Raw genomic sequence first — 22,774 nt, 5'->3', positions numbered from 1 at the left:
GAAAGCCGGACGGGTCCGCAGGCGAGTGCGTTGCGTCAGTGATCCTGCCGCATGCCTGTCAGGCGAGCTTCGCCGGCATCCCTCGCGGCGGCTGCCGTGCCGAACGATTCCTCGGAGACGAGCGCGCGCTTGACGGTCTGCGCGTCGAAGTCGACGAGCGCGATGACCCACACATACGAGCCGGCCTGCTCGGCGGTCTGCACGAACGCGCGCACGTTGGCGCTGGTTTCCGTATTCATGACGATCTCCAGGGAAAAAGGGGCGGTTCGATCGGTCAGACTTGCCGCAACGCCCGGTTGCCCGCGGCATTCCACGCAGGATTGACGCGCGGCGGGTTCGCGGGCGGGCGATATGACCGACCCGGCCGTGCCGCACGCCACGATGGGCGTGCACACAACTTTGATTCTAGGCAATGGAAATGCGTGGATCGTGACGGGTTGGGCGATCTTGATCGGGCCGGATGAGAGGCGAACATTCGGCCGCCGCCGGCATTGGGTTTATTCATTCGAATTGCAAAGCAACGAGGTGAATTCAAGTCAAATGAATAACCGGCAGGTTTGACAGGCTTCGAAAGATTTTGATACGATCGGCCCGGTTTAAATCGTCATACCATTCGATAGCGCGAATACCAAAGCAGTTCTAATGAATCAACGGATCGCTCGTCCTTCATCAGACAGGCGATCGGGATTCAGCGTGATTGCATCCACCTGCGCCTGCACTGGCGCGTTCGAGGCGCCGGCCCCGGATGCAATCGCCATCGGTCAGCGACACTCGCCACGAAGCCCGCACACCACGTCGTGCGGCGCGCCTCTCTTTAGCCATGTCGTCAGCGTCGATTCCGGCGCGTCTCCATCCGTTGCGCGCGCGTGCGTCCGCATTTCGCTCGAGCGAAATCAGTAGGCCTATGCGATGCGACGACCGTATCCAACTCGCCACCACCCAAACGAGGAGCCCTCCCGATGACCTACCGATCCCGCCCGACGCGCACGCGCACCGGTATCGCGGCGCTGCTGTGCGTCGCCGCCGCCGGCACGAACGCCGCGTTGCAGCCGATCGACGAGGCGCCTGTCGCGCGGCGCACCGAGCTCGCCTGCCGGATCCAGCCGGACACCAGCAAGGACTGCACGACCATCGAGCACCTGACGATCCTGCGCCCGGCCGGGCGTGCGCAACTGTCGCGGCTCGACTTCGATTTCCGCGACAACGACCGCCTCGAGATCAAGGACGCCGCCGTGATCCAGCCGGACGGCCGGCGCGTCGCCCTGTCGGGCAGGCAGATCGACACGCGCACCGCGCCGAACCCGGAAGCCGGCTTTCACCGCAACAAGCAGACGTCCGTCGCGTTTCCGAGCCTGGTGGTGGGCAGCACCATCACGTACACGCTCGTCGAGCACATCGCCGCCACGCCGAACGCCACCGAATTCCACGAGCGCGCGGTGTTCGATCCGACGCCCGTGCGGCTCGACGCGTATCGGGCCACGTTCACGGCCGACCGGCCGATCCTGTGGCGCGGCGAGCAGCTCGATGCATTCCGGGTCGATACGTCGCGGCAGGGCAAACGGCTCGTCGTCGAGCTGAAGGCGCCGCGCTTCGTCAACCTGATCAACGAGGACGGCACGCTCGTGCGCCGGGTGCCGCGCATCGAACTCGCCAGCAGCCTCGACCGGCAGGCGCATTTCGGCGTGTTCGCCGCGCGCTACAACGCGATTCTCGCGGCGCCGCTGCCGCCGGCCGCCGCGGCAGCCGTCGCGGCGGCGCGCAGCAAGCCCGCGCCCGAGCGCGTTGCCGCGCTGATGAAATTCATCAGCGCGCACTATCGCTACATGGGCGACTGGCGCGCGAGCGAGCGCGGCCTCATTCCGTTCGACCTCGCGCAGATCGAGTCGAACGGCTATGGCGATTGCAAGGATCTCGCGGTGCTGCTCGCCGCGATGCTCGACGCGAGCGGCATCGACGCGCGTCCCGCGCTCGTGTTCCGCGGCGCCGATGCGCGGCCGCTGCTGGTGCCCGGCATCGGCGCGCCGAACCATGCGATCGTGCGGGCGGTGGTCGACGGCAAGACCTGGTGGCTCGATCCGACCAACAACGTGCACCTGCCGGGCCGTACGCCATCCGATCTGCAGGACCGCTGGGCGTTCGTGTTCGAGCGCGACGGCACGGTGAGCGAGGACCGCGTCGCGGCCGAAGCGCCGCTGGCGACCTTCGACGGCAGGTACCGTGCGCGCGTGCTGGCCGACGGCAGCGCGCGCGTCGACGTGAGCGTCATCAAGAACGGGAACCTGCTGTGGTCGCTGATGGACGCCGACTACGCACAGGGCGCGACCGCCGTCGACCAGCACCTGTGCAACGGCTGGCTCAACGAGCCGGTCGAATGCCGCATCGAGCGGCCGGCCTCGAGCGAGGCGGGGCTCGGCGGCTACCGGATCCGCGCGCAGGGCGTCGACCGGCGCGCGCTCGACCGCACGTCGAGCGGCTACGTGTACAACGGCGGCGCCGGCTGGCGCGACAAGTGGGAGCGGCTCGCGAACTACCGGCGCAACGGCGACGTGGGCGACCTGTACGTGGGCGACCAGGAGGAAACGCTCACCGACGTGCGGCTCGACGGCGTCGAGGCGGCCCGGCCGCTTGCCGCCTGCGCCGCGCATTCGCCGTGGTTCGACGTCGACGTGACGCCGCAGGCGGGCGGCGTGAAAGGCATTGCGTTCCGCCAGCGCGTGGTGCAGAAAGCGCGCTGGTTGAGCCACGACGACCTGAACAGCGATGCGTTCGGCCGCTTCCTCGACGATGCGCAGCGCTGCACGAATTCGTTGCGGCAGACAGTGTCGATCGTGGCGCCAGCGTAAGCGCGTTGCGCCGGCGTTCGAAGGACGGAACGGGCCCGCACGCGCCGTTGACGCGCAGAAGGTTCGTCTCCCGCATCGATTCGGAAACGATTCGAGAATATCCGGGGAGCCGGCTGGTGCGTGACGGCGCGTTCCGCCTTCGACGTGTGAGCTGCTGACGCACCGCGTCACTTTGCACGGCCGGCCTGCCCGGCATGCAGTCGGCCCTTTCCTCCGCCTGGCCATCGCGCGACACGCGAGCGTGTCGCGCCGATCCGACGCATCGCCCCGAAACCGCGGACGCAGTTTCCATCGACTCCGGCCTGGCCGATAATACGGCGGTTTTTTTCGTCGCACTGTTTCACAGAACGAAGCATCCACGGCGCAACCGGGCCGCGCCGTCAGACAACTATTCCGGGGAACGTCGCCACGGCCGGCAGCACGTCCCTGACAAGGAAAAGAACAAGATGGACTTGCTGCGCTTCCTGCTGCTCTTGCCGATTCGCGCGATCGGCTTCGTCGGGCGCCTGCTTGGCCGCGTGCTGCGGCCGATCGTCGGCAACGTGTCGTGGACTGCGCCCGCATGGGCCGGCTTCGCGGTCGCGACGGTGCGCCGCCGCCCGTGGCACGCGGCCGGCGCGGTCGTGCTCGGCGCCGCGCTCGCCGGCGGCTGGCACGGGTACCAGCATCGCCCGAAGCCGCCCGAGCCCGAGACGGTGAGCTTCACCGTGAAGCCGCCTGCCGCGACGACCTACGACACCGACGAGAACGGCCGCCCGAAGGTCACCATCCATCCGCTCGACATCGTGTTTTCGCATTCGGCCGCGCCGCTCGAGCTCGTCGGCAAGCCGGTCGAGCGCGGCATCGCGCTGACGCCCGCGCTGAAGGGCGGGTGGCAATGGGTCGACGACAAGACGCTGCGCTTCACGCCGCTCACCGACTGGCCGGTCGGCGCGCATGTCGAGGGGCGGTTCGCGGTGCGCGAGGCGTTCGCGCCGCAGGTGACGATGGCCGACGACCGCTTCGCGTTCGACGTCGCGGCATTCGCCGCACAGTTCGGCGAGAACCAGTTCTACCAGGACCCGGAAAACCCCGCGCAGAAGCAGGCGATCCTCGCGCTGCAGTTCAACTACCCGGTCGATCCGGCCGAATTCGAGAAGCGCATCGGGCTCGTGCTGGTCGGCCGCGACGGCAAGAGCACGACGCCGCTGCGCTATTCGGTGTCCTACGACGACCACAAGCTGCGTGCGTGGGTGCATTCGCAGCCGCTCGAGATCCCGCGCGACCCGCTGTCGGTGCGGCTCGACGTCGACAAGGGCGTGAAGAGCGCGCGCGGCGGCGACGGCACCAAGGACGCGCTGCACGCATCGGTCGGCGTGCCGGGGCTGTACAGCCTGTCGATCGGCGACGTGTCGCCGACGCTCGTCGACAACGACCGCTACGAGCCCGAGCAGGTGATCGTCGCGGAAGCGTCCGACGGCGTGCGCAGCGCGGAGCTCGCTGCGCGCGCGAAGGCGTGGGTGCTGCCCAAGCGCAAGCCGGGCGTCGAGCAGTCGGACGACGCGCCGCCGTACGAATGGAATGTCGAGGACATCGGCGACGCGGTGCTGAAGCAGTCGAAGCCGCTGCCGCTCGAACCGGTGCCGACCGAGGGCGACTACGCGACGCTGCAGAGCTTCAAGTACCACGCGACCCCCGGCGATCGCGTGGTCGTGCGGATCGACGACGGCCTGAAATCCGCCGGCGGCTACCTGCTGGGCAAGCCCGTCGCGCGCGCGTTCACGGTGCCCGACTATCCGAAGCTGCTGCGCTTCATGGCGGACGGCTCGCTGCTGTCGATGAGCGGCAGCAAGCGGCTGTCGGTCGTATCGCGCAACCTGCCTGGGATGAAGGTCGAGATCGGCCGCGTCGTGCCCGACCAGCTGCAGCACCTCGTCAGCTTCAACCACGGCTCGTACGCGCGCCCGGAGCTGTCGTATTCGTTCAGCGAGGATCACATCGTCGAGCGCTTCGTGCAGACGCGCGCGTTCCCGGCCGGCGAACCGGGCAAGGCGCACTACGAGGGCGTCGATCTCGGCCAGTACCTGAAGGGCGGCAAGCGCGGCGTGTTCCTGCTGCACCTGTCGAAATACGACCCGGCCGCGGAGAAGAAAAAGGCCGACGCCGCGAAGGGCGACGACGGCTCGGCAGGCGGCGACGGCGATGCGAGCCAGTCGGACAGCGCGGAATCGAGCGACGGCGACAGCAGCGACGGCGACGGCGCGCTCGGCGACACGCGGCTGATCGTCGTCACCGATCTCGGGATGCTCGTCAAGCGCGCGCTCGACGGCAGCCAGGACGTGTTCATCCAGTCGATCCGGTCGGGCCGGCCGGTGGCGGGCGCGACGGTGTCGGTGCTCGCGGTCAACGGCCAGGCGCTGTTCACGCAGACCACGGCCGCCGACGGTGTCGTGCATTTCCCGGCATTCAAGGGGCTCGAGCGCGAGAGGCGTCCGCAGCTCTATGTCGTGAAGAAGGACGGCGACCTGTCGTTCCTGCCGGTGGGCGGCCGCGACCGCCAGCTCGATTTCTCGCGCTTCGACGTGGACGGCGAGCGCAACGCGACCGGCCAGGGGCAGCTGTCCGCGTACCTGTTCTCGGATCGCGGGCTGTACCGGCCGGGCGACCCGTTCCACATCGGCCTGATCGTGCGCGCCGCGAGCTGGGCGCGCAGCCCGGCCGGCGTGCCGCTGCAGGCGGAGATCGTCGACCCGCGCGGGATCACGGTCGAGCGCAAGCCGGTGACGGTGGACGCGACCGGCTTCACCGAAGTCGGCTACACGACGGCCGAGACCGCGCCGACCGGCGCATGGACGGTCAACCTGTACATCGTCAAGGACGGCCAGCCGGGCGACCAGCCGATCGGCAGCACGACGGTGCAGGTGAAGGAATTCCTGCCCGACCGGATGAAGGTCGACGCGAAGCTGTCGCAGCAGGTCGTCGAAGGCTGGGTGAAGCCGGACGGGCTGAAGGGGCTCGTCGATGCGCAGAACCTGTTCGGCACGCCGGCCGAGAAGCGCCGCGTCGCCGCGACGCTGACGCTGCGCCCGGTGTGGCCGTCGTTCCGCAGCTGGCAGGGCTATCAGTTCTTCGACGCGCGGCGCGCGAAGGAGGGCTATACGACCACGCTGCAGGACGGCCAGACCGACGACAAGGGCCATGCGGAATTCGACCTCGACCTGAACAAGTACGCGGACGCGACCTACCAGCTCTACTTCCAGGCGAAGGCGTTCGAGGCGGAAGGCGGGCGCAGCGTCGCCGCGAACGCGCAGACGCTCGTGTCGAACAACGACTGGCTGGTCGGCTACAAGTCGGTCGACGATCTCGGCTACGTGAAGCGCGGCAGCCCGCGCACGGTGCGGCTCGTCGCGATCGATCCGCGCGCGAAGGCGCTCGACGTGAAGGACCTGCGCGCGCAGCTCGTCGAGCAGCGCTACGTGTCGGTGCTGACCAAGCAGGATTCCGGCGCCTACAAGTACGACTCGCGGCTCAAGGAAGTGCCGGTCGACGAGAAGCCGCTGACGATTCCGGCCGCGGGCCTCGACTACGCGCTGCGCACCGACAAGCCGGGCAGCTACGCGCTGGTGATCCGCCGCGCGGACGGCACTGCGGTGAACCGCATCGAGTACGCGGTCGCGGGCGACGCGAACGTGTCGCGCTCCCTCGACCGCAACGCGGAGCTGCAGGTGAGCCTCGGCAAGCACGACTACAAGCCGGGCGAGCAGGTCGAGATCGCGATCCGCGCGCCGTACGCGGGCAGCGGCCTGATCACGATCGAGCGCGACAAGGTGTACGCGCATGCGTGGTTCCATGCCGATACGACGAGCTCGATCCAGCACATCACGGTGCCGGCCGGCTTCGAGGGCAACGGCTACATCAACGTGCAGTACATTCGCGACCCGTCGTCGGACGAGATTTTCATGAGCCCGCTGAGCTACGGCGTCGTGCCGTTCTCGGTGAACCTCGACGCGCGCCGCAACGCGCTCACGGTCGACGCGCCCGCGCTCGTGAAGCCGGGCGACACCGCCACCTTCACCGTGCATTCGGCGAAGCCCGCGAAGGTCGTGGTGTTCGCCGTCGACGAGGGGATCCTGCAGGTCGCGCGCTACAAGCTCGGCGATCCGCTGAAGTTCTTCTTCCGCAAGCGGATGCTGGAAGTCGGCACGTCGCAGATTCTCGACCTGATCCTGCCGGACTTCGAGAAGCTGATGTCGATGGCCGCGCCGGGCGGCGACGCCGACGACGCGCCCGGCCGCCAGCTCAACCCGTTCAAGCGCAAGCGCGACAAGCCGGTGGTCTACTGGTCGGGGATCGTCGACGTGAACGGCGACACGCGCGTGAGCTACACCGTGCCCGATTACTTCAACGGCCGGCTGCGCGTGATGGCCGTGTCGGTGTCGCCGGACCTGATCGGCACCTACGAAGGCGCGACGACGGTGCGCGGCGATTTCGTGCTGTCGCCGAACGTGCCGACCACGCTCGCGCCGGGCGACGAGGCGGAAGTGAGCGTCGGCGTCGCGAACAACCTGACCGGCGCCGGCAACGCGCCGGTGCCGGTCGCGGTCACGCTGAAGACGGGCCCGCAACTGCAGGTGGTCGGCCCCGCGACGCAGAACGTCGCGCTCGCGCCGATGCGCGAAGGCGTCGTGCTGTTCCGCGTGAAGGCGACCGACACGCTCGGCTCCGGCACGCTGTCGTTCGGCGCGCGCTACGGCGCGAAGGCCGCGCAGCAAAGCGTCGACGTCGCGGTGCGGCCGGCCGCCGCGTTCCGCACGCAGCTCGACTTCGCGCGGCTCGACGCGGGCAAGAAGGCGAGCGTGCCGAACCTGCGCGCGATGTACGACGCCTACGCGGCACGCGACGCGAGCGTTTCGACCGCGCCGCTCGTGCTGTCGGAGGGGCTCGCATCGTATCTCGTCAACTTCGATCATTACTGCAGCGAGCAGATGGTGAGCGCGGTCGTGCCGCGGCTGTTCGCGTCGAAGTGGCTGTCGGTGCGGGCGCTGACGAGCCCGCGCCAACCGCAGGCCGCGTCGGCGGCAGCGGCCGGGAAAGCCGCCGTGGACGCGGCCGCGCAGTTCTTCGGCGCGCTGCGCACGCGGCAGAACGCGCAGGGCGGCTTCGGGCTGTGGAGCGCGACGCCCGACGCCGATCCGTTCGTGTCCGCATATGCGATGCACGTGCTGATCGACGCGCGCGAGCGCGGCGCGGCGGTGCCGAAGGACATGCTCGACGCGGGCAACCAGTATCTGCAGCAGCTCGCGGCGAACGACCGGCTCGGCTCGCTCGACCTGCTGCGGCAGCGCGCGTACGCGGTGTACCTGCTGACGCGCGAGGGCAACGTGACGACCAACAGCCTCGCGGCCGTGCAGAAGCGGCTGCAGGACGCGTATCCGAACGACTGGAAGAACGATCTCGCGGCCGGGTGGCTCGCCGCGTCGTACCAGCTGCTGAAGCAGGACAAGGAGGCGGCCGCGCTGATCGCGGGCCCGCAGGCGCTGCTCGAACGCAAGGCGGCGCGCAGCGAACCGTACGAGGCCGGCTACTACATCGATCCGCTGACGCGCGACGCGAGCGTGCTGTATCTGGTCGCGAAGCACTTCCCCGAGCGCGTGCGCAAGCTGTCGCCGCGCGTGATGGAGAACATCGCGGCGCCGCTCGCGCGCAACCGCTACAACACGCTGTCGTCGTCGATGACGATCCTCGCGCTCGATGCGTATGCGGGGGCGACCGCGACCGGCCTCGACAAGCTCGCGATCGACGAGGTGCGCGCGGGCGGCGCGCCGAAGGACGTGTCGTCGATCCAGGCGAACCTCGTGCGTTCGGGCACATGGGGGGCCGGTGCGACGCGCGTCGACATCGTGAACGGCAGCGCACTGCCCGCATGGTGGATCGCGAGCCAGTCGGGCTACGACCGCGGCACGTCGACGAAGGCGATCAAGGACGGCCTCGAGATCGTGCGCGAGTACACCGATACGAACGGCAAGCCGCTCGACAAGGCGACGCTCGGCCAGGAAATCGACGTGCACCTGAAGATCCGCGCGACGGGCGCCGCGAACGTCGGCAACGTTGCGATCGTCGACCTGCTGCCGGGCGGCTTCGATCCGGTGATCGCGCCGCCGCCGGCAACCGACGCGCAGGACGGCGGCGAGAACGCGGACGCGGCCGCCGCCGCGAATGCGCCGTGGCGTTCGCCGATCGGCGTCGCGGGGTCGAGCTGGAAGCCGGAGTACGCGGACGTGCGCGAGGATCGCGTGGTGATCTACGGCACCGCGACCACCGACGTGCGCGAGTTCGTATACCGGATCAAGGCGAGCAACGCGGGCCGCTTCGTCGTGCCGCCTGCGTACGGCGAATCGATGTACGACCGGCGCGTGCAGGCGCAGTCGCCGGGCGGCGCGACGCTGACGGTCGGGCGCGCGCGATGACGGCGGCGGCGCGCACGCCGGCGCCGGCGTCTGCGGCAGGCGGCCCGGCGCATGGCTGACGGCTCGGCAATCCGCCAGCGCCTGCACGGCGCCGCGCGCTGGCTGCACCGCTGGCAGAACGTGATCGCCGGCGTGCTGCTGGCGGCGGCGGTGCTGGCCGGCTTCCGGTTGTGGCCGCATCCGGCGCTGCGCGACTGGAAGCCGTCGTCGACCGCGGTATTCGACGCGAACGGCCGGCTGCTGCGGCTCACGCTCGCGAAGGACGACCGCTACCGGCTGTGGGTGCCGCTCGAACGGATGTCGCCGCAGCTCGTCGAGGCCGTGATGCTGCACGAGGACCGCTGGTTCTGGTGGCACCCCGGCTTCAACCCGTACGGCCTGGCGCGCGGCGCGTGGGTCACCTACGTGCGCGGCCGCAATCCGCAGGGCGGCTCGACGCTGACGATGCAGCTCGCGCGCTCGCTGTGGCGGCTCAACACGCGCACGCCGCTCGGCAAGCTCGAGCAGGTCGGGCGCGCGCTGCAGCTCGAACTGTTCTATTCGAAGCGGCAGATCCTCGAGGCCTACCTGAACGACGCGCCGTATGGCCGCAACGTCGAAGGCGCGGGCACGGCGAGCGTCGCGTATTTCGATCGCCAGCCCGACGCGCTGACGCTGCCCGAGGCGCTCGCGCTCGCGGTGATTCCGCAGGACCCTGCGCGGCGCGTGCGCGGCGGCGCGGGGCAGGACGAGATCAATCGCGCGCTCACGGTGTCGCGCAACCGGCTGTACGCGCGCTGGCTCGAACGCCACCCGCGCGATGCGGCGCTCGAGCCGCTGTTCGCGCTGCCGCTCGCGATGCGCCCGCTCGCCGCGCTGCCGTTCGACGCGCCGCATGCGGTCGACCAGGCGCTCGCCGCGCGCGCCGCATGGCGCAACCGCGGCGGCGACGGCGACAGTGACGACGCGCGGCTCGTCACGACGCTCGATCTCGGCCTGCAGCGCGCGCTGGAGCGGCAGGTCGGCCGCTATGTCGCGCGCAACGACACGCACGGCATCGCCAACGCGGCCGCGATCCTGGTCGACACGCGCGACATGGGCGTGAAGGCACTGGTCGGCTCCGCGAACTTCTTCGACCGCGCGATCCAGGGGCAGGTGAACGGCACCCTCGCGCGGCGCTCGCCGGGCTCGACGCTCAAGCCGTTCATCTACGCGCTCGGCTTCGACCAGGGCGTGCTGCATCCGCAGACGGTGCTGCGCGACGTGCCGACGTCGTTCGGCCCGTACGCGCCGGAGAATTTCGACGGCCATTTTCTCGGGCCGATCACCGCGACCGATGCGCTGAACCGCAGCCGCAACGTACCCGCGGTATGGGTTGCGTCGCAGCTCAGGCAGCCCGACCTGTACCGCTTCCTGCAGGACGCCGGCGTGCGCCGGCTCGCGAGCGCGCAGCATTACGGGCTCGCGCTCGTGCTCGGCGGCGGCGAGGTGACGATGCAGGATCTGGCCGGCCTCTACGCGATGCTCGCGAACGGCGGCGTGTTCCGGCCGCTGCGGCTGCGCGCGGACGAACCGGTCGCGCCGGGCCGCCGGCTGCTGAGCGCGGAGGCGAGCTTCATGACGATGGACATGCTGCGCCAGCACCTGCGCCCCGACGAGACGAGCGGCGCGCAGCCGGTGCAGTTGCCGGTGTACTGGAAGACCGGCACGTCATGGTCGTTCCGCGACGCGTGGACGGCCGGCGTGTTCGGGCCGTACGTGCTGATCGTGTGGGTCGGCAATTTCGACAATTCGAGCAACACGGCCTTCGTCGGCGTCGATGCGGCCGCGCCGCTGTTCTTCCAGATCGTCGACGCGCTGGGCGCCGAACGCGCGCTCGCCGAGCCGCCGCGGCCGGCGCCGCCGCGCGTGAAGCGCGTGCGGATCTGCCTCGCGAGCGGCGACTTGCCGAACGAGTGGTGTCCGCAGCAGGGCTGGACGTGGTTCATCCCCGGCACGTCGCCGATCCGCGTGAGCACCGTGCACCGGCCTGTCGTGATCGACGACGCGACTGGCCGGCCCGCGTGCCCGCCGCACGACGGCAAGCGCACGCACACCGAAATCTTCGAGTTCTGGCCGTCGGACCTGCAGCAGGTGTTCGCGAAGGCCGGCATCCCGCGCCGGCACCCGCCGCAGAACCCCGATTGCGCGAACGCGGGGCAGGTGGACGGCGATCCGCCGCGGATCACGTCGCCGCTGCGCGGCAGCACCTACGCGATGCGCGTGAAGGACGCGCGCGACACGCGCATCGCGTTCAACGCGACGGCCGACGCGAGCGCGCATGCGCTCTACTGGTTCGTCAACGACGCGTATGTCGGCCGCAGCGCGCCGGGCGACGTGCTGTTCTGGCAGCCGGGCACCGCCGGCAGCTTCACGGTGCGGGTGGTCGACGACCACGGCCGCAGCGACCAGCGGCCGCTGGCGGTCGGGCTCGAACAGTAGCTCGGGCCGCGCCTACTTCCACGTCGGCGGCAGCGCGGGCGCCGGCATGCGCGGGGCGGCGGCGCCCGGCACGTCGCCGAAGCCGCGCTGCGCGTGCCACGCGTCGGCCGCCGCGACCATTTCCGCCGGGTTGCGCGCGACGAAGTTCCACCAGATCAGCAGCGTTTCCTCGAACGGTGCGCCGCCCAGCACGATGAACTTCGCGGCGCCACCGGTCTTCAGGTCGAGCCGGTCGCGCCCGGTGCCGAGATAAAGCAGCACGTCCGGTTCGAGCGCCGCGCCGTCGACGGTCACGTCGCCGCTCAGCACGTAGACCGCATGCTCGAACGCCGGATCGAGCGGCATCGCGAGTTGCGCGGCGCCGTCCGACGCGAAGTCGAGCCCGACCAGCGGCGAATACACCTGCGCCGGCGACACGCGGTCGAACGCGGCGCCGGCCAGCACGGTGATCGTGAAGCCGCCGTCGCGGTGCACCGGCAGGTTCCGGTAGTTCTCGAACGCGGGCGCGCGGTCGCGATGCGCATCGGGCAGCGCGATCCACAACTGCACCGCATGAAAGCGCCCGTCGGGCGACACGGTGTCCTCGGTGTGCGCGATGCCGCGGCCGGCGGTCATCAGGTTGACCTCGCCGGGCCGGATCACCTGCTCGTAGCCGAGGCTGTCGCGATGCAGCACCTCGCCTTCGATCATCCACGTGAAGGTCTGCAGGCCGATGTGCGGATGCGGGCCGACGTGCATGCCGGTGTCGGCGGACACTGCGACGGGCCCCGCGTGATCCAGGAAGCACCACGCGCCGACGGTTTTGCGCAGGCGGTTCGGCAGTGCGCGGTGGATCGGCAGCGCGCCGACTTCCGCGGCGCGCGCCGGGTAGCGTTCGGCGGCCTGCTGGCCGGGTGCGGGGGAGGCCTGCGGCGTGTCGGCGCGGGTGTCCATGTCGTGAATCTCCTGGTCAAAGGCAATCAAAGGCAAAGGCAATCAAAGGCAAAGGCCCGCGTCACGCGGTCAGGCGGCTGTCGATCTCGACGTCGCCGGTGAGCAGCCGGTGAATCGGGCACGCGTTCGCGATTTCCAGCAGGCGGTCGCGTTGCCCGGCCGTCAGGTTGCCGTTCAGCGTGATGTCGCGCGCGATCTTCGTCGGCGCGCCCGGGCGTTCGTCGGTGATCGCGAGCCGCACGTCGATGCTGTCGAGCGGCAATTCCTTGCGCTGCGCATACATCGCGACGGTGATCGCCGTGCAGGCGCCGAGCGCCGACAGCAGGAGGTCGTGCGGATCGGGGCCGCTGTCGCCGCCGCCGAGCCGTTCCGGCACGTCGCTGTGCAGGGTGTGGGCGCCGGCGGTCAGCGTGACGCGATAGTGGAGCGCGCCGAGATGCGCGGCGACGGTCGAATTTGCCATGGGAGATTTCCGATGAAGGATGACGTCGATGGAAAACGGGGCGGGCGGATGCCGCGGCTCAGCGGTCGTTGATGCGCACGACGGCGTAGCCGGCATCGTCGAACGCGACGAAGAACTCCTCGGCGAACAGCCACGAATCGACGTGGACCGTGCGGTTCGCCGGGTCGACCTGAACCTCGGCATCCGGGTCGACGGTCCGGATCTGATGCGAGATGTCCTGGGTTGCCGCGTCGTCGATCGCGTGGTCGAGCATGAATTCCATGAGGGTTTCCGGTTCGGGAGTGGGGTTGTGCGTGGCCGCGCCGTCACGACCGCAACGTTACAGGGCCGTATCGGCGCCCGGTAGCCGGCGCGCGCGGAACGGACTGTCGTCGGCTGGGCAACAGTCGGTCATGCGGAGGCCGCCGGTTGCGTGCCGGCCGGCGGCGGGTGGCTCGTGCGAACCTCCGGCGCGATGCATAGCCGGCTGGGACAGAACGCCATGTTCTCGCCGGGAGAACGGCACGCGTGCGGCGACTTCTCCGGGTTGCGCGCCTCGCCGGCGGCGAGGCCGGGCATCTCGATGCCGCCGTTCATTCGCGCGAAAACGAAACGGGCGGCGACGACCCATGATCGTCACCGCCCGTTCGGCATGCTTCTTATGCGCTCGTCACTTGCGGCGGCGCCCGCCCGCCGCGTCATCCGTCGTCGGCCTTCCCCTGCAAATCCTTCAAGCCCTGGATCACGACCAGCAGCGCGCGCCCGTGCTCGTCGGAGCCGTCCCACGCGTCGACGATCGCGTCGCGCAGCAGTTCGTTATAGCGGCGCCGCGACGGACGCATGTCGACACCATAGAAAGTGCATAGCTTATTGAATGGCGCGCTGCGGCGCAGGCGGCGCCCGTTCGACTGCCGAAGGCGTGACACGGTCGGCTGGCTGACCCCGGAAAGCCGCGCTATTTCGCTGGACGAGCGAGTATCCGCCATCAAGCGGCGCAACAGGTCATCAACGGGAAAATCAGTATCCGGGGCTTCCATGCGATGCATTATACCTATACAGTTACGGCTATTGAATGACTTGCTGAAGCTGGCAAGCTGCTGCATCCCGAGAAAGTTGATGACACTGAAACACCTCCCCCGAACGTTTTGCTGGACGAAGATCGGTTCCGAGTCCGGCGAAGAACTTCCTGCCGTGGTGCTCCGCAAGGAATGGGAGCGCCGGCTGGGGGGCGGGCGGTTTCTGTGGGGCATCAACCAGCCGCTCGGCAGCAGCGCGCAGATCGCCGCGCACCGCACGGGTGCGCTGCTCGCGCTGTTCTCGCCGGTGGCCGCTCGCGCGCGTGCGCCCGAGCGCAAGCGCGAGAAGATGCTGCTGTGGAATGCGTGGGTCGATGCGGGCGGCCAGGTGCGCCAGCTGCCGCCGCACACCTTCATCACGAGCCGCGCGACGCTGCCGTCGGGGCGGCCGCGCGGGCATCACTACGCGCTGGTGTGCGCGTCATCCACGGCGCTCACGATCGGCACGCGCCTGCGCGTGTTTCCCGATCAGCTGCGCAGCGTGAGCAGCGGCAAGCGGCTCGGCGCCGCGCAGGGCGCGGTGGTCGTCGATTGCGCGGGGCGCGCGCTGGAGCAGGCGGGCAAGAGCTATCCGCTCGCGCTGTCGGTCGAGCTGGAGGCGCCGTATTTCGTGCGGCTCACGCAGCCGAGCGTGCTGAAGGCGCGCGATCTCGCCGATGTGAACAAGGCCACCCGCGACGGCGATTTCGACCGCTTCGTCGAGCTGGTCACGCGCCTGCGCGGCCGTTCGGCGACGGAACAGGTGCGCGGCTTCACGCGCGACCTGTTCGACGTGCCGCCGATCGAAACCGCGGCCGCCTACGTCGCACCGTCGCACGCGGCGCGCCTGCGCAAGCGCCCGGCGGCCGAGCATGTGCGCGGCTTCACGCAGGATCTGTTCGACCTGTCGCCGGGCGAGCCGGCCGCGTTCGGCGGCCTCACGCATCCGCAGGTCGGCCGGGCATAAGCGGCGCGCAAGGCATTGTTGCAATCTCGTCGTGGCGGATCGGCGAGCGGAGGGGGAAAATCGGCGCGAAGCGCGCAGCGCGACGGCCGATGCATTGACAGGCAGTTCGCAGTTGGTCATCCCGTCGCCGTGCGCACCGCGCACACTGGGCGCCGGCTTGCTTCATACGGCAACCTGAGGGAGAAGTGTCGATGTCCACCCACATCTGTTCGCGAGAGGCCGAGGCCGCGCAACGCTTCGTCGAAGCGACGCGCAACGTCGACGAGGCGTTTCGCGCCGTGCGCGGCGAAGCCGACGACGAGGCGTCGCCGGCCGAATACGCGATGGCGATGTCCCGGCTCGATCGCGCGCTCGACGAGCTGGCGCGTGCGCAGGAAGTGTTCGACCGCGTGGTGAACGCGGATTCCCGCCGGCGCAACTGATTCCCCCCTTCTTATCCGGCTTGCCGACGGCGGCGCCAGCGCCCGCGCGAACGCGGCCGACACCGTGCCGCGCGAACGCGGCCGACACCGTGCCGCGCGATTCGCGGCAGGGGGCGTCAGCCTGCGCGTGGCGCTGCGCCCGCGCGGCCCGCGACGTCGGTGCGCGGGTGGAACGCGTAGCCGCTGCGCTGGAACGACGACGCGAAGAACAGCACCTGATAGCGGATCGCGTTCGCCCAGTAGTCCCACGTGTGGCCGCCGGGCCGCTCCGCGTAGTCGTGCGGCACGCCGAGCGCGACGAGCCGTTCGTGCAGCGTGCGGTTCGAGCCGACCAGCGTGTCGTCGGTCCCGCAATCGATCGTCAGGTCCATCTGCGCATACGCGAACGTGAGGGCGCTCTCCACGATCGCGCTGCGGTTCCAGAACGACGGATGGCGCGTGCGGTCGCCGAATACGTGATCGATGCGCGGCTCGTCGTCGCATGCGCGCGGGTCGACCGCGCCGCTGATGCTGCCGGCCGCGCCGAACGCGTCCGGCCGGTCGAGCGCGATGCGCAGCGCGCCGAAGCCGCCCATGCTGAGCCCGGTGATCGCGCGCGCGCGTTTCGTTGCGATGGTGCGGAAATGCGCGTCGACGTACGACACGACCTCCTTGCCGACGAAGGTCTCGTAGCGGCTGCCCGTTTCGAACGGGCTGTCGAGGTACCAGCTTTCGCGGCCGCCGTCGGGCATCACGAGGATCACGTGGTAGCGGTCGGCCAGCTCGCCGATGCGCGTGTTGGCGGTCCAGTCGGTATGGTCGCCGCCGGAGCCGTGCAGAACGTACACGGCGGGGAAGCGTTCGGCGGCGTTGCCGCCACGGTTGCCGCGCACGTACGCATCGGGCAGCACGACGGTCGCCGCGAACGATTGTTGCATCGTCGCGCTGGGAATCGTGACCACCCGTGTCTGGAATGCCCACGCGGGGCGCGCGAGCGCAAGCAGCAGCAACAGCGGCAGCGCGCGCGCAAGGTTCAGGGATCGTCGCATTCGTCGTGTCCGCCTGAAGGGCAGGCCTCCTCGGAAACCCTATGCGGGATGACTCTAACAACCGCGCCTTTCAGCCAAATTTCGGCGACGCATACGGTTTGTCAGCCGGGCGGCGCGACGCGCCCGTTCAGGCGGGGCACGTCGACGGGCACGCCGCCGAAGTGCGCATCGATTGCTTGCCGCACCTGCTCGACCTGCGCCGCGAGCGTGATGCCGTCGGGCGGCGCCGCGCGGTGCGCGCCGTAGCCGAGCAGGTCGGGTGCGAGATGCGGGCCGTGCCAGCCGGGCACGTCGAAGGTGCCGATGAAGCCGTGGATGAAGACGACGGGCGTGGGCAAGTTCATGCGGCGGGCGGGGTGGGGTGGGTGGTGTCGGTGGCGGGCGGCAGGCCGAGTTCGGCGAGCAGTTCGTCGAGTTCGAGGCAATGGGTGCGGTCGTGATCGAGCAGCTCGCGCACCAGTTCGTCGAGCGACATGCGGCGGATGCCGTCGCGCAGGCCGCAGCGCGTCAGCTCGGCGAGTGTCAGCGTGGCGAGCGTCGCGCACAGCCCGCGCCGCGCCGCGCGGAACGCGTCGAGTGCAGCGTCGAAATCCTGATGCAGATAGTCGCGCTGCTCGGCGAGCGCGGTGCCGTCGACCGACGCGATCACCGGCAGGTCGGCCGTGCGCACCGCATCGATGCGCGCGGCGAACACCGCGTCGAGGTCGCGCAGGTGGCACGCGTGTTCGACCAGCGAAAAGCCCGTGCCGGCCGGGCGCCGCGCCCGCAGCGCCGCGGGCACGCGCGCGGCGAACGCGGCGAAAGCAGCGGGCATGCGCGCGAGTTCGCCGACGATGTCGGTAAATGGCAGCAGTTGAGGATATGGGCTGAACACGGCGCCATAGCTGAACAGCGCGCCGCCGAGGCGGCCGCGCGCCTGCACGACGTCGTGGCCGCGGCGGCGCATCACGTCGGCGACCAGCGCGCCGCAGAACTGGCGCGCGGTCGTGTCGGCCTCGATCTCGGGGAATTTTTGCGCGATCTCGTCCTGGACCGCGCCGATCGCCGCCACGCCGACGCGCGACAGCGCCGCGAATTCGGCATAGCGTTCGGGCAGCCCGATCAGGGCTTCGAGCTGCGCGCCGAGCGGCGTCGCGCGGAAACGGTCGAAACGGGAATGCATGGCAGGTAGCTTCCTTTGTAACGTCGCAAAACGATACGTTATGAAAGGGGCTACGTCAATTCACCGGATCGGGCGCGCCCTCGCCGAATGGCGGGGCGCTCGCGGCACGTTACCGCAACTCGCTGCGCAGCGCGCCGGCAGCGGCGACCATGTTCGTCAGCGCCGGCACCACTTCCGCCCACTGCCGCGTCTTCAGGCCGCAATCGGGGTTCACCCACAGGCGCTCCGCCGGAATGCGCTCGGCCGCCTTCTTCATCAGCGCGACGATGTGCGCCTGGCTCGGGATGTTCGGCGAGTGAATGTCGTACACGCCCGGCCCGATCTCGTTCGGATACTTGAAATCGTCGAACGCATCGAGCAGTTCCATATCCGAGCGCGACGTCTCGATCGTGATCACGTCGGCATCCATGTCGGCGATCGACGCGATGATGTCGTTGAACTCCGAATAGCACATGTGCGTGTGAATCTGCGTGTCGTCGCGCACACCGTTCGCGGCGATGCGGAACGACTCCACCGCCCATTGCAGGTAGTCGTTCCACTGCGCGCGGCGCAGCGGCAGGCCCTCGCGCAGCGCCGCTTCGTCGATCTGGATCACGCGCACGCCGGCTTGCTCGAGGTCGAGCACCTCGTCGCGGATCGCGAGCGCGAGCTGATGGCACGACACCGAACGCGGCTGGTCGTCACGCACGAACGACCAGTTCAGGATCGTCACCGGGCCGGTCAGCATGCCCTTCATCGGCTTCGTCGTGAGCGACTGCGCATACGTGATCCACTCGACGGTCATCGCCTTCGGGCGGCTGATGTCGCCGAACAGCAGCGGCGGCTTCACGCAGCGCGAACCGTACGACTGCACCCAGCCGAACTGCGTGAACGCATAGCCGTCGAGCTGCTCGCCGAAATACTCGACCATGTCGTTGCGCTCGGCCTCGCCGTGCACCAGCACGTCGAGCTTCAGCGCTTCCTGCTCGCGCACGCTGCGCGCGATTTCCGCCTGCATCGCGGCCTTGTAGCCGGCCGCGTCCAGCGCGCCGGCCTTGAACCGGCTGCGCGCCTGGCGAATCTCGGCGGTCTGCGGGAACGAGCCGATCGTGGTGGTCGGGAACGCGGGCAGCTTCAGCCGTGCGGCCTGCTTCGGCGCGCGCACGCCATACGGGCTCTGCCGGCGGCCGAGCGCGGTGGTGATGCGTTCGACCGCAGCCTTGACGGCTGGGTTGTGCACGCGCGGCGACGCGCGCCGGCTCGCGATCGCGGCCGCGTTGTCGGCCAGCTCCGCCGCGACCGACGCGCGGCCGCGATTCAGCGCGGATGCGAGCACCTTCAGTTCGTCGAGCTTCTGCAGCGCGAACGCGAGCCACGAACGGATCTCCGGATCGAGCTGCTGCTCGCTCGACAGGTCGACCGGCACGTGCAGCAGCGAGCACGACGGCGCGAGCCACAGGCGCTCGCCGAGCTGCTGCGCGAGCGGCTCGAGCCAGTCGAGCGTCGCGGCCAGGTCGGTTTTCCAGATGTTGCGGCCGTTGATCGCGCCGACCGACAGCACGCGTTCGGCCGGCAGCTCGCGCGCCAGCGTCGCGGCTTCGTCGCGTGCCTGGATCGCGTCGACGTGCAGGCCGTCGACCGCCAGCGAGCACGCGAGCGCGAGATTCTCGCGCAGCGGGCCGAAGTAGGTGGCGAGCAGCAGCTTGATGCGCCGCGTTTCGAGCGATTCGTACGCGGTGCGGAACGCCTGCCGCCATTCGTCGTCGAGCTCGGTGACGAGCGCCGGCTCGTCGATCTGGACCCACTCGACGCCCTGCGCGGTCAGCGTGTCCAGCAGCGCGCCGTACACCGGCAGCAGCTTCGGCAGCAGCGCGAGGCGCGACGAATCGTCCTTCGCCTTGCCGAGCCACAGGTACGTGACCGGGCCGATGATCACCGGCTTGGCCTTCACGCCCTGCGCGTGGGCTTCGCCGAGCTGCTGGAGGAGCCGCGACGGGTCGAGCGTGAAGTTCGTGTCCGCGGTGAACTCGGGGACGATGTAGTGATAGTTCGTGTCGAACCACTTCGTCATCTCGCCCGCGGCCACGCCGCCGCAGCACGCGTCGTGCGCGTCGCCCGACTGCGCCGAGCGGCCGCGCGCGACGCGGAAATAGTTGTCGAGCGGGTCGCCGTGAAAGCCCTGCACGCGTTGCGGCAGGTTGCCGAGCGTGAAGCTCATGTCGAGCACCTGGTCGTAGAACGCGAAGTCGCCGACCGGCGCGAGGTCGAGCCCTTGCTGGTGCGCCCAGTGGCGCCGGCGCAGCTGCGCGCCCGCTGCCGTGAGTTCGTCGCGCGACGATTGGCCCTTCCAGTAGCGTTCGAGCGCGAACTTCAGTTCGCGTTGGGCGCCGATGCGCGGGAAGCCGAGATTGTGTGTGCTGACCATATGGGCTGCCGTTCCGGTGGATTGAAAGCGGTGGTTGAAAGGGATGGCAGCGATGATAGGATTTCCGGTTCATGAAATAAAATGGCATTATTTCATTCATCGATTAGATTTTTTCATGAACGAGGTAAGCGAGTCACCGACATGCTGGAACGGATCCATCTGGTCATCATTCGCGAGGTCGAGCGGCAGGGCTCGCTGACGGCGGCGGCGGGCGCGCTGTACCTGACGCAGTCGGCGCTCAGCCATACCGTCAAGAAGATCGAGCAGCAGCTCGGCACGCCGATCTGGGATCGGGAAGGGCGCAGCCTGCGGCTCACGCAGGCGGGGCAATACCTGCTGGCGCTGGCGAACCGGCTGCTGCCCCAGTTCGAACATGCCGAGGCGCGCATGAAGCAATACGCCGACGGCGAGCGCGGCACGCTGCGCATCGGCATGGAGTGCCACCCGTGCTACCAGTGGCTGCTGAAGGTGGTGTCGCCGTATCTGGCCCAATGGCCGGACGTCGACGTGGACGTGAAGCAGCGGTTCCAGTTCGGCGGCATCGGCGCGCTGTTCGGCTACGACATCGACGTGCTCGTCACCCCCGATCCGCTGAACCGCCCCGGGCTGCGCTTCGATCCGGTGTTCGACTACGAGCAGGTGCTGGTGGTCGCCGAAACGCATCGGCTGGCGGGCGTCACGCACGTCGAGCCCGCGCAGCTCACCGACGAGATCCTGATCACCTACCCGGTCGAGACCGACCGTCTCGACATCTACAACCAGTTCCTGACGCCGGCCGGGGTCGTGCCGAAGCGCCACAAGGTGATCGAGACGACCGACATCATGCTGCAGATGGTGGCGAGCGGGCGCGGCGTGGCCGCGCTGCCGCGATGGCTCGCCGACGAATACGCGGACCGGATCCCGGTAACGCCCGTCAAGCTCGGCCGCGACGGGATCGCGAAGCAGATCTTCCTGGGCACGCGGGAAGCGGATGGCGCGATCGACTATCTGGCGGCGTTCGTCGCACTTGCGCGCGAGTCGACGCAGCTCGCGCCGAAAATGCGCCGATAGCGCAGGCGGCGCGCGTCCGCTCAGGGGTTCGTCCCAGCTTTACGGCGCCGCCGGCCGCCGCTCACAATGGATCATCGGCGACACAAGCCGGGCCGACGCCTGCGCGGCGTGCGCGTCGGGCGGCTCCGGGACAACACACGACGCCGGTCGGGGGAAGCACCGCCAAATGGGGGGAGCCATGTCACCGCGCGCTCATCTCGTGCTCGTGCTCATCGGGTGGTTCGCCGCAGGCCCCGGCCGGGCGTCCGCCGACGAGCCGCCGCTGCGCTTCGACGCGCATGTCGAGGCACAGCACAACGCGCTGTCGGATCGCCCGATGGAGACGGACGATCCGCAACGCGTGCTCGTCATCCAGGGCAGCAAGGATCCGAAAGTCGAGCTGTGGCTCGGCATCGACTTCGCGTCCACCGAGCCGCGCTGCCGGTCCCAGACCTTGCTCGGGCGGGTGACCGGCGCACCGGACGTGCCGCAGCTCATCACCGACAACGTCCGCCTGCCGGCCGGCCAGACGCATTTCGAAATCCGCTTCTTTCTCGACCGCTACGAGCCGGGCCGCTGCCGCTGGCAGCCGATGGGGATTCGTCATGCCGAATTCGTGCCGGGCCTCAGCGCGGGGCCGAGCGAATGGAGCGGGTTGATCGGCTTCAGCGACGCGGGGCGGCGCGAGGCGACCCTCGCGTGGACGTGCCAGCTCGGCATGGCCGGCACGGCGTCGTCCCACCTCGGCTGCCTGACCCGCACCCGCGGCGCCGGCGCGATGCGGATTTCCAGCCTCGGCGGCCAGGTGAACGTGAGCTTCGCGCTGCTGCCGCACTCGCCGTGGCCGCGCGGGCTGCAGGCCGGCGTCGGCGGCAAGGCGGCCAGCGGGTGAGCGCGGGCGCGGCGGGGCATCGCCCGTGCCGCGCCGCTGCCGTCAGTGCTTCTTCTGCGCGGCCTCGATGCCCGCGCGCAGCCGCGCTTCCTGCTCCTGCAGCTCCGGCGTGAATTCCGCGCCGAAGTCCTCCGGTTCGAACACGCGCCGGATCTCGATCTCCGATTCGCCGTGCATCGGGTTCGGGCAGCGCTTCACCCATTCGACCGCCTCGTCCATCGATTTCACCTGCCACAGCCAGAAGCCGGCGATCAGCTCCTTGGTTTCCGCGAACGGCCCGTCGGTCACGGTGCGGTTCGCGCCCGCGAAGCGCACGCGCTTGCCGCGCGAGCTCGGGTGCAACCCTTCGCCGGCGAGCATCACGCCCGCCTTCACCAGTTCCTCGTTGTACTTGCCCATCGCGGTCAGCAGCTCGGTATCCGGCATCTGGCCGGCTTCGGACTCGCTGGTCGCCTTGATGATGACCATCACGCGCATTTTCGTTTCTCCTTGAAAGGGGCAGGGCGGGTGCCCGCCGACGGCGCATGCGGTCGACGGGCAGTTCCGACGCTACGACGGATCAGGATGCCGGAAATCGACATCCGCTCGGGAAGAATTTGCGCGATCGTCGGTTCGACCACGGGCATGGATGATCGCCCGAAGCCCCGGCGGGTTCAGGATTGCGGGTTTACGCGGGTGTGCCGCCGCTCAA

General features: G+C 69.5%; 19 protein-coding genes and 1 pseudogene. 8 read left to right on the top strand and 12 right to left on the bottom strand.

The genetic code is table 11. The annotated features are described in order from the left end of the window. Positions 1 to 35: 35 nt before the first annotated feature. A complete protein-coding gene (locus HWY45_RS16955) occupies positions 36 to 239 on the bottom strand; it encodes a hypothetical protein (protein WP_059562127.1) in 204 nt (67 codons plus the stop codon). 112 nt (positions 240 to 351) lie between these two features. Between HWY45_RS16955 and HWY45_RS16950 the strand changes: the two genes are divergently transcribed. The 4 genes from HWY45_RS16950 (at position 352) to pbpC (ending at position 11,749) form a co-directional block, all read left to right on the top strand. After that, positions 352 to 561 (top strand): hypothetical protein, encoded by a 210-nt coding sequence (locus HWY45_RS16950; RefSeq protein WP_124519000.1) that lies wholly within the window; start codon positions 352 to 354, stop codon positions 559 to 561. Positions 562 to 959: 398 nt separating this feature from the next. Continuing rightward, a complete protein-coding gene (locus tag HWY45_RS16945) occupies positions 960 to 2,843 on the top strand; it encodes a DUF3857 domain-containing transglutaminase family protein (RefSeq protein WP_059884587.1) in 1,884 nt (627 codons plus the stop codon). Positions 2,844 to 3,289: 446 nt separating this feature from the next. Continuing rightward, on the top strand, positions 3,290 to 9,289 hold the full coding sequence (locus HWY45_RS16940; RefSeq protein WP_059884590.1) for an MG2 domain-containing protein: 6,000 nt from the start codon (positions 3,290 to 3,292) through the stop codon (positions 9,287 to 9,289). A gap of 51 nt (positions 9,290 to 9,340) precedes the next feature. Further along, complete coding sequence (pbpC, locus tag HWY45_RS16935) at positions 9,341 to 11,749, top strand: penicillin-binding protein 1C (RefSeq protein WP_081069893.1); 2,409 nt, start codon at positions 9,341 to 9,343, stop codon at positions 11,747 to 11,749. Positions 11,750 to 11,761: 12 nt separating this feature from the next. Here the strand turns inward: pbpC and HWY45_RS16930 are convergent, their stop codons facing one another. The 5 genes from HWY45_RS16930 to HWY45_RS16910 all read right to left on the bottom strand — a co-directional run bounded on the left by HWY45_RS16930 (position 11,762) and on the right by HWY45_RS16910 (position 14,161). Continuing rightward, the gene (locus tag HWY45_RS16930; protein ID WP_059884592.1) at positions 11,762 to 12,682 is read right to left on the bottom strand and encodes a pirin family protein; all 921 of its coding nucleotides are present in this window, start codon (positions 12,680 to 12,682) and stop codon (positions 11,762 to 11,764) included. A gap of 61 nt (positions 12,683 to 12,743) precedes the next feature. Beyond that, positions 12,744 to 13,145, bottom strand: coding sequence for an OsmC family protein (locus tag HWY45_RS16925; RefSeq protein WP_059884594.1), 402 nt, complete (start codon positions 13,143 to 13,145; stop codon positions 12,744 to 12,746). 58 nt (positions 13,146 to 13,203) lie between these two features. Further along, complete coding sequence (locus HWY45_RS16920) at positions 13,204 to 13,407, bottom strand: hypothetical protein (RefSeq protein ID WP_059884596.1); 204 nt, start codon at positions 13,405 to 13,407, stop codon at positions 13,204 to 13,206. A 128-nt stretch (positions 13,408 to 13,535) separates the two neighbouring features. Beyond that, positions 13,536 to 13,721, bottom strand: coding sequence for a hypothetical protein (locus tag HWY45_RS16915; RefSeq protein ID WP_059884598.1), 186 nt, complete (start codon positions 13,719 to 13,721; stop codon positions 13,536 to 13,538). 101 nt (positions 13,722 to 13,822) lie between these two features. Then, positions 13,823 to 14,161, bottom strand: a complete 339-nt coding sequence (locus HWY45_RS16910) for a helix-turn-helix domain-containing protein (RefSeq protein WP_059884769.1) — start codon at positions 14,159 to 14,161, stop codon at positions 13,823 to 13,825. A gap of 79 nt (positions 14,162 to 14,240) precedes the next feature. Between HWY45_RS16910 and HWY45_RS16905 the strand changes: the two genes are divergently transcribed. Then, the gene (locus HWY45_RS16905) at positions 14,241 to 15,146 is read left to right on the top strand and encodes a hypothetical protein (RefSeq protein WP_059562145.1); all 906 of its coding nucleotides are present in this window, start codon (positions 14,241 to 14,243) and stop codon (positions 15,144 to 15,146) included. Between the two features lie 191 nt (positions 15,147 to 15,337). Further along, positions 15,338 to 15,568, top strand: a complete 231-nt coding sequence (locus tag HWY45_RS16900) for a hypothetical protein (RefSeq protein WP_059801546.1) — start codon at positions 15,338 to 15,340, stop codon at positions 15,566 to 15,568. A gap of 116 nt (positions 15,569 to 15,684) precedes the next feature. Here HWY45_RS16900 and HWY45_RS16895 read toward each other — a convergent pair whose 3' ends face one another. The 4 genes and pseudogenes from HWY45_RS16895 to metE form a co-directional block, all read right to left on the bottom strand. After that, positions 15,685 to 16,596: an alpha/beta hydrolase gene (locus tag HWY45_RS16895; RefSeq protein WP_059884600.1), complete on the bottom strand. Its 912-nt coding sequence runs from the start codon at positions 16,594 to 16,596 to the stop codon at positions 15,685 to 15,687. A gap of 137 nt (positions 16,597 to 16,733) precedes the next feature. After that, positions 16,734 to 16,940 (bottom strand): annotated as a pseudogene (locus tag HWY45_RS16890) (alpha/beta fold hydrolase); the annotation flags it as partial. Continuing rightward, entirely contained in the window at positions 16,937 to 17,758 is an 822-nt protein-coding gene (locus tag HWY45_RS16885) for a DinB family protein (RefSeq protein ID WP_059884604.1), read from the bottom strand. The gene HWY45_RS16885 and the pseudogene HWY45_RS16890, both read right to left, overlap by 4 nt. Positions 17,759 to 17,867: 109 nt before the next feature. Then, a complete protein-coding gene (metE, locus tag HWY45_RS16880) occupies positions 17,868 to 20,162 on the bottom strand; it encodes a 5-methyltetrahydropteroyltriglutamate--homocysteine S-methyltransferase (protein WP_059884606.1) in 2,295 nt (764 codons plus the stop codon). A gap of 141 nt (positions 20,163 to 20,303) precedes the next feature. On the opposite strand from metE, the gene HWY45_RS16875 reads away from it, so the two are divergent. After that, a complete protein-coding gene (locus tag HWY45_RS16875) occupies positions 20,304 to 21,212 on the top strand; it encodes a LysR family transcriptional regulator (RefSeq protein ID WP_059801540.1) in 909 nt (302 codons plus the stop codon). A 178-nt stretch (positions 21,213 to 21,390) separates the two neighbouring features. After that, positions 21,391 to 22,083, top strand: coding sequence for a hypothetical protein (locus HWY45_RS16870; RefSeq protein WP_059801538.1), 693 nt, complete (start codon positions 21,391 to 21,393; stop codon positions 22,081 to 22,083). A gap of 42 nt (positions 22,084 to 22,125) precedes the next feature. Here HWY45_RS16870 and HWY45_RS16865 read toward each other — a convergent pair whose 3' ends face one another. Both HWY45_RS16865 and HWY45_RS16860 read right to left on the bottom strand, forming a co-directional pair. Then, a complete protein-coding gene (locus HWY45_RS16865; RefSeq protein ID WP_059801537.1) occupies positions 22,126 to 22,560 on the bottom strand; it encodes a YciI family protein in 435 nt (144 codons plus the stop codon). Further along, positions 22,551 to 22,709 (bottom strand): hypothetical protein, encoded by a 159-nt coding sequence (locus tag HWY45_RS16860; RefSeq protein ID WP_155631890.1) that lies wholly within the window; start codon positions 22,707 to 22,709, stop codon positions 22,551 to 22,553. Before HWY45_RS16860 ends, HWY45_RS16865 begins: the two co-directional genes overlap by 10 nt. Positions 22,710 to 22,774 lie beyond the last annotated feature (65 nt).

It is taken from the genome of Burkholderia stagnalis (assembly GCF_902830275.1).
Taxonomy (GTDB): Bacteria; Pseudomonadota; Gammaproteobacteria; order Burkholderiales; family Burkholderiaceae; genus Burkholderia; species Burkholderia stagnalis.
Note: the sequence above shows the minus strand (reverse complement) of the source record. Positions and strands in the feature narration are given on the sequence as shown.

Coding starts and splice junctions, on each gene's coding strand:
- HWY45_RS16955 (WP_059562127.1), bottom strand. CDS start 239: ATGAATACGGAAACCAGCGCCAACGTGCGCGCGTTCGTGCAGACCGCC.
- HWY45_RS16950 (WP_124519000.1), top strand. CDS start 352: ATGACCGACCCGGCCGTGCCGCACGCCACGATGGGCGTGCACACAACT.
- HWY45_RS16945 (WP_059884587.1), top strand. CDS start 960: ATGACCTACCGATCCCGCCCGACGCGCACGCGCACCGGTATCGCGGCG.
- HWY45_RS16940 (WP_059884590.1), top strand. CDS start 3,290: ATGGACTTGCTGCGCTTCCTGCTGCTCTTGCCGATTCGCGCGATCGGC.
- pbpC (WP_081069893.1), top strand. CDS start 9,341: ATGGCTGACGGCTCGGCAATCCGCCAGCGCCTGCACGGCGCCGCGCGC.
- HWY45_RS16930 (WP_059884592.1), bottom strand. CDS start 12,682: ATGGACACCCGCGCCGACACGCCGCAGGCCTCCCCCGCACCCGGCCAG.
- HWY45_RS16925 (WP_059884594.1), bottom strand. CDS start 13,145: ATGGCAAATTCGACCGTCGCCGCGCATCTCGGCGCGCTCCACTATCGC.
- HWY45_RS16920 (WP_059884596.1), bottom strand. CDS start 13,407: ATGGAATTCATGCTCGACCACGCGATCGACGACGCGGCAACCCAGGAC.
- HWY45_RS16915 (WP_059884598.1), bottom strand. CDS start 13,721: ATGAACGGCGGCATCGAGATGCCCGGCCTCGCCGCCGGCGAGGCGCGC.
- HWY45_RS16910 (WP_059884769.1), bottom strand. CDS start 14,161: ATGGAAGCCCCGGATACTGATTTTCCCGTTGATGACCTGTTGCGCCGC.
- HWY45_RS16905 (WP_059562145.1), top strand. CDS start 14,241: ATGACACTGAAACACCTCCCCCGAACGTTTTGCTGGACGAAGATCGGT.
- HWY45_RS16900 (WP_059801546.1), top strand. CDS start 15,338: ATGTCCACCCACATCTGTTCGCGAGAGGCCGAGGCCGCGCAACGCTTC.
- HWY45_RS16895 (WP_059884600.1), bottom strand. CDS start 16,596: ATGCGACGATCCCTGAACCTTGCGCGCGCGCTGCCGCTGTTGCTGCTG.
- HWY45_RS16885 (WP_059884604.1), bottom strand. CDS start 17,758: ATGCATTCCCGTTTCGACCGTTTCCGCGCGACGCCGCTCGGCGCGCAG.
- metE (WP_059884606.1), bottom strand. CDS start 20,162: ATGGTCAGCACACACAATCTCGGCTTCCCGCGCATCGGCGCCCAACGC.
- HWY45_RS16875 (WP_059801540.1), top strand. CDS start 20,304: ATGCTGGAACGGATCCATCTGGTCATCATTCGCGAGGTCGAGCGGCAG.
- HWY45_RS16870 (WP_059801538.1), top strand. CDS start 21,391: ATGTCACCGCGCGCTCATCTCGTGCTCGTGCTCATCGGGTGGTTCGCC.
- HWY45_RS16865 (WP_059801537.1), bottom strand. CDS start 22,560: ATGCGCGTGATGGTCATCATCAAGGCGACCAGCGAGTCCGAAGCCGGC.
- HWY45_RS16860 (WP_155631890.1), bottom strand. CDS start 22,709: ATGCCCGTGGTCGAACCGACGATCGCGCAAATTCTTCCCGAGCGGATG.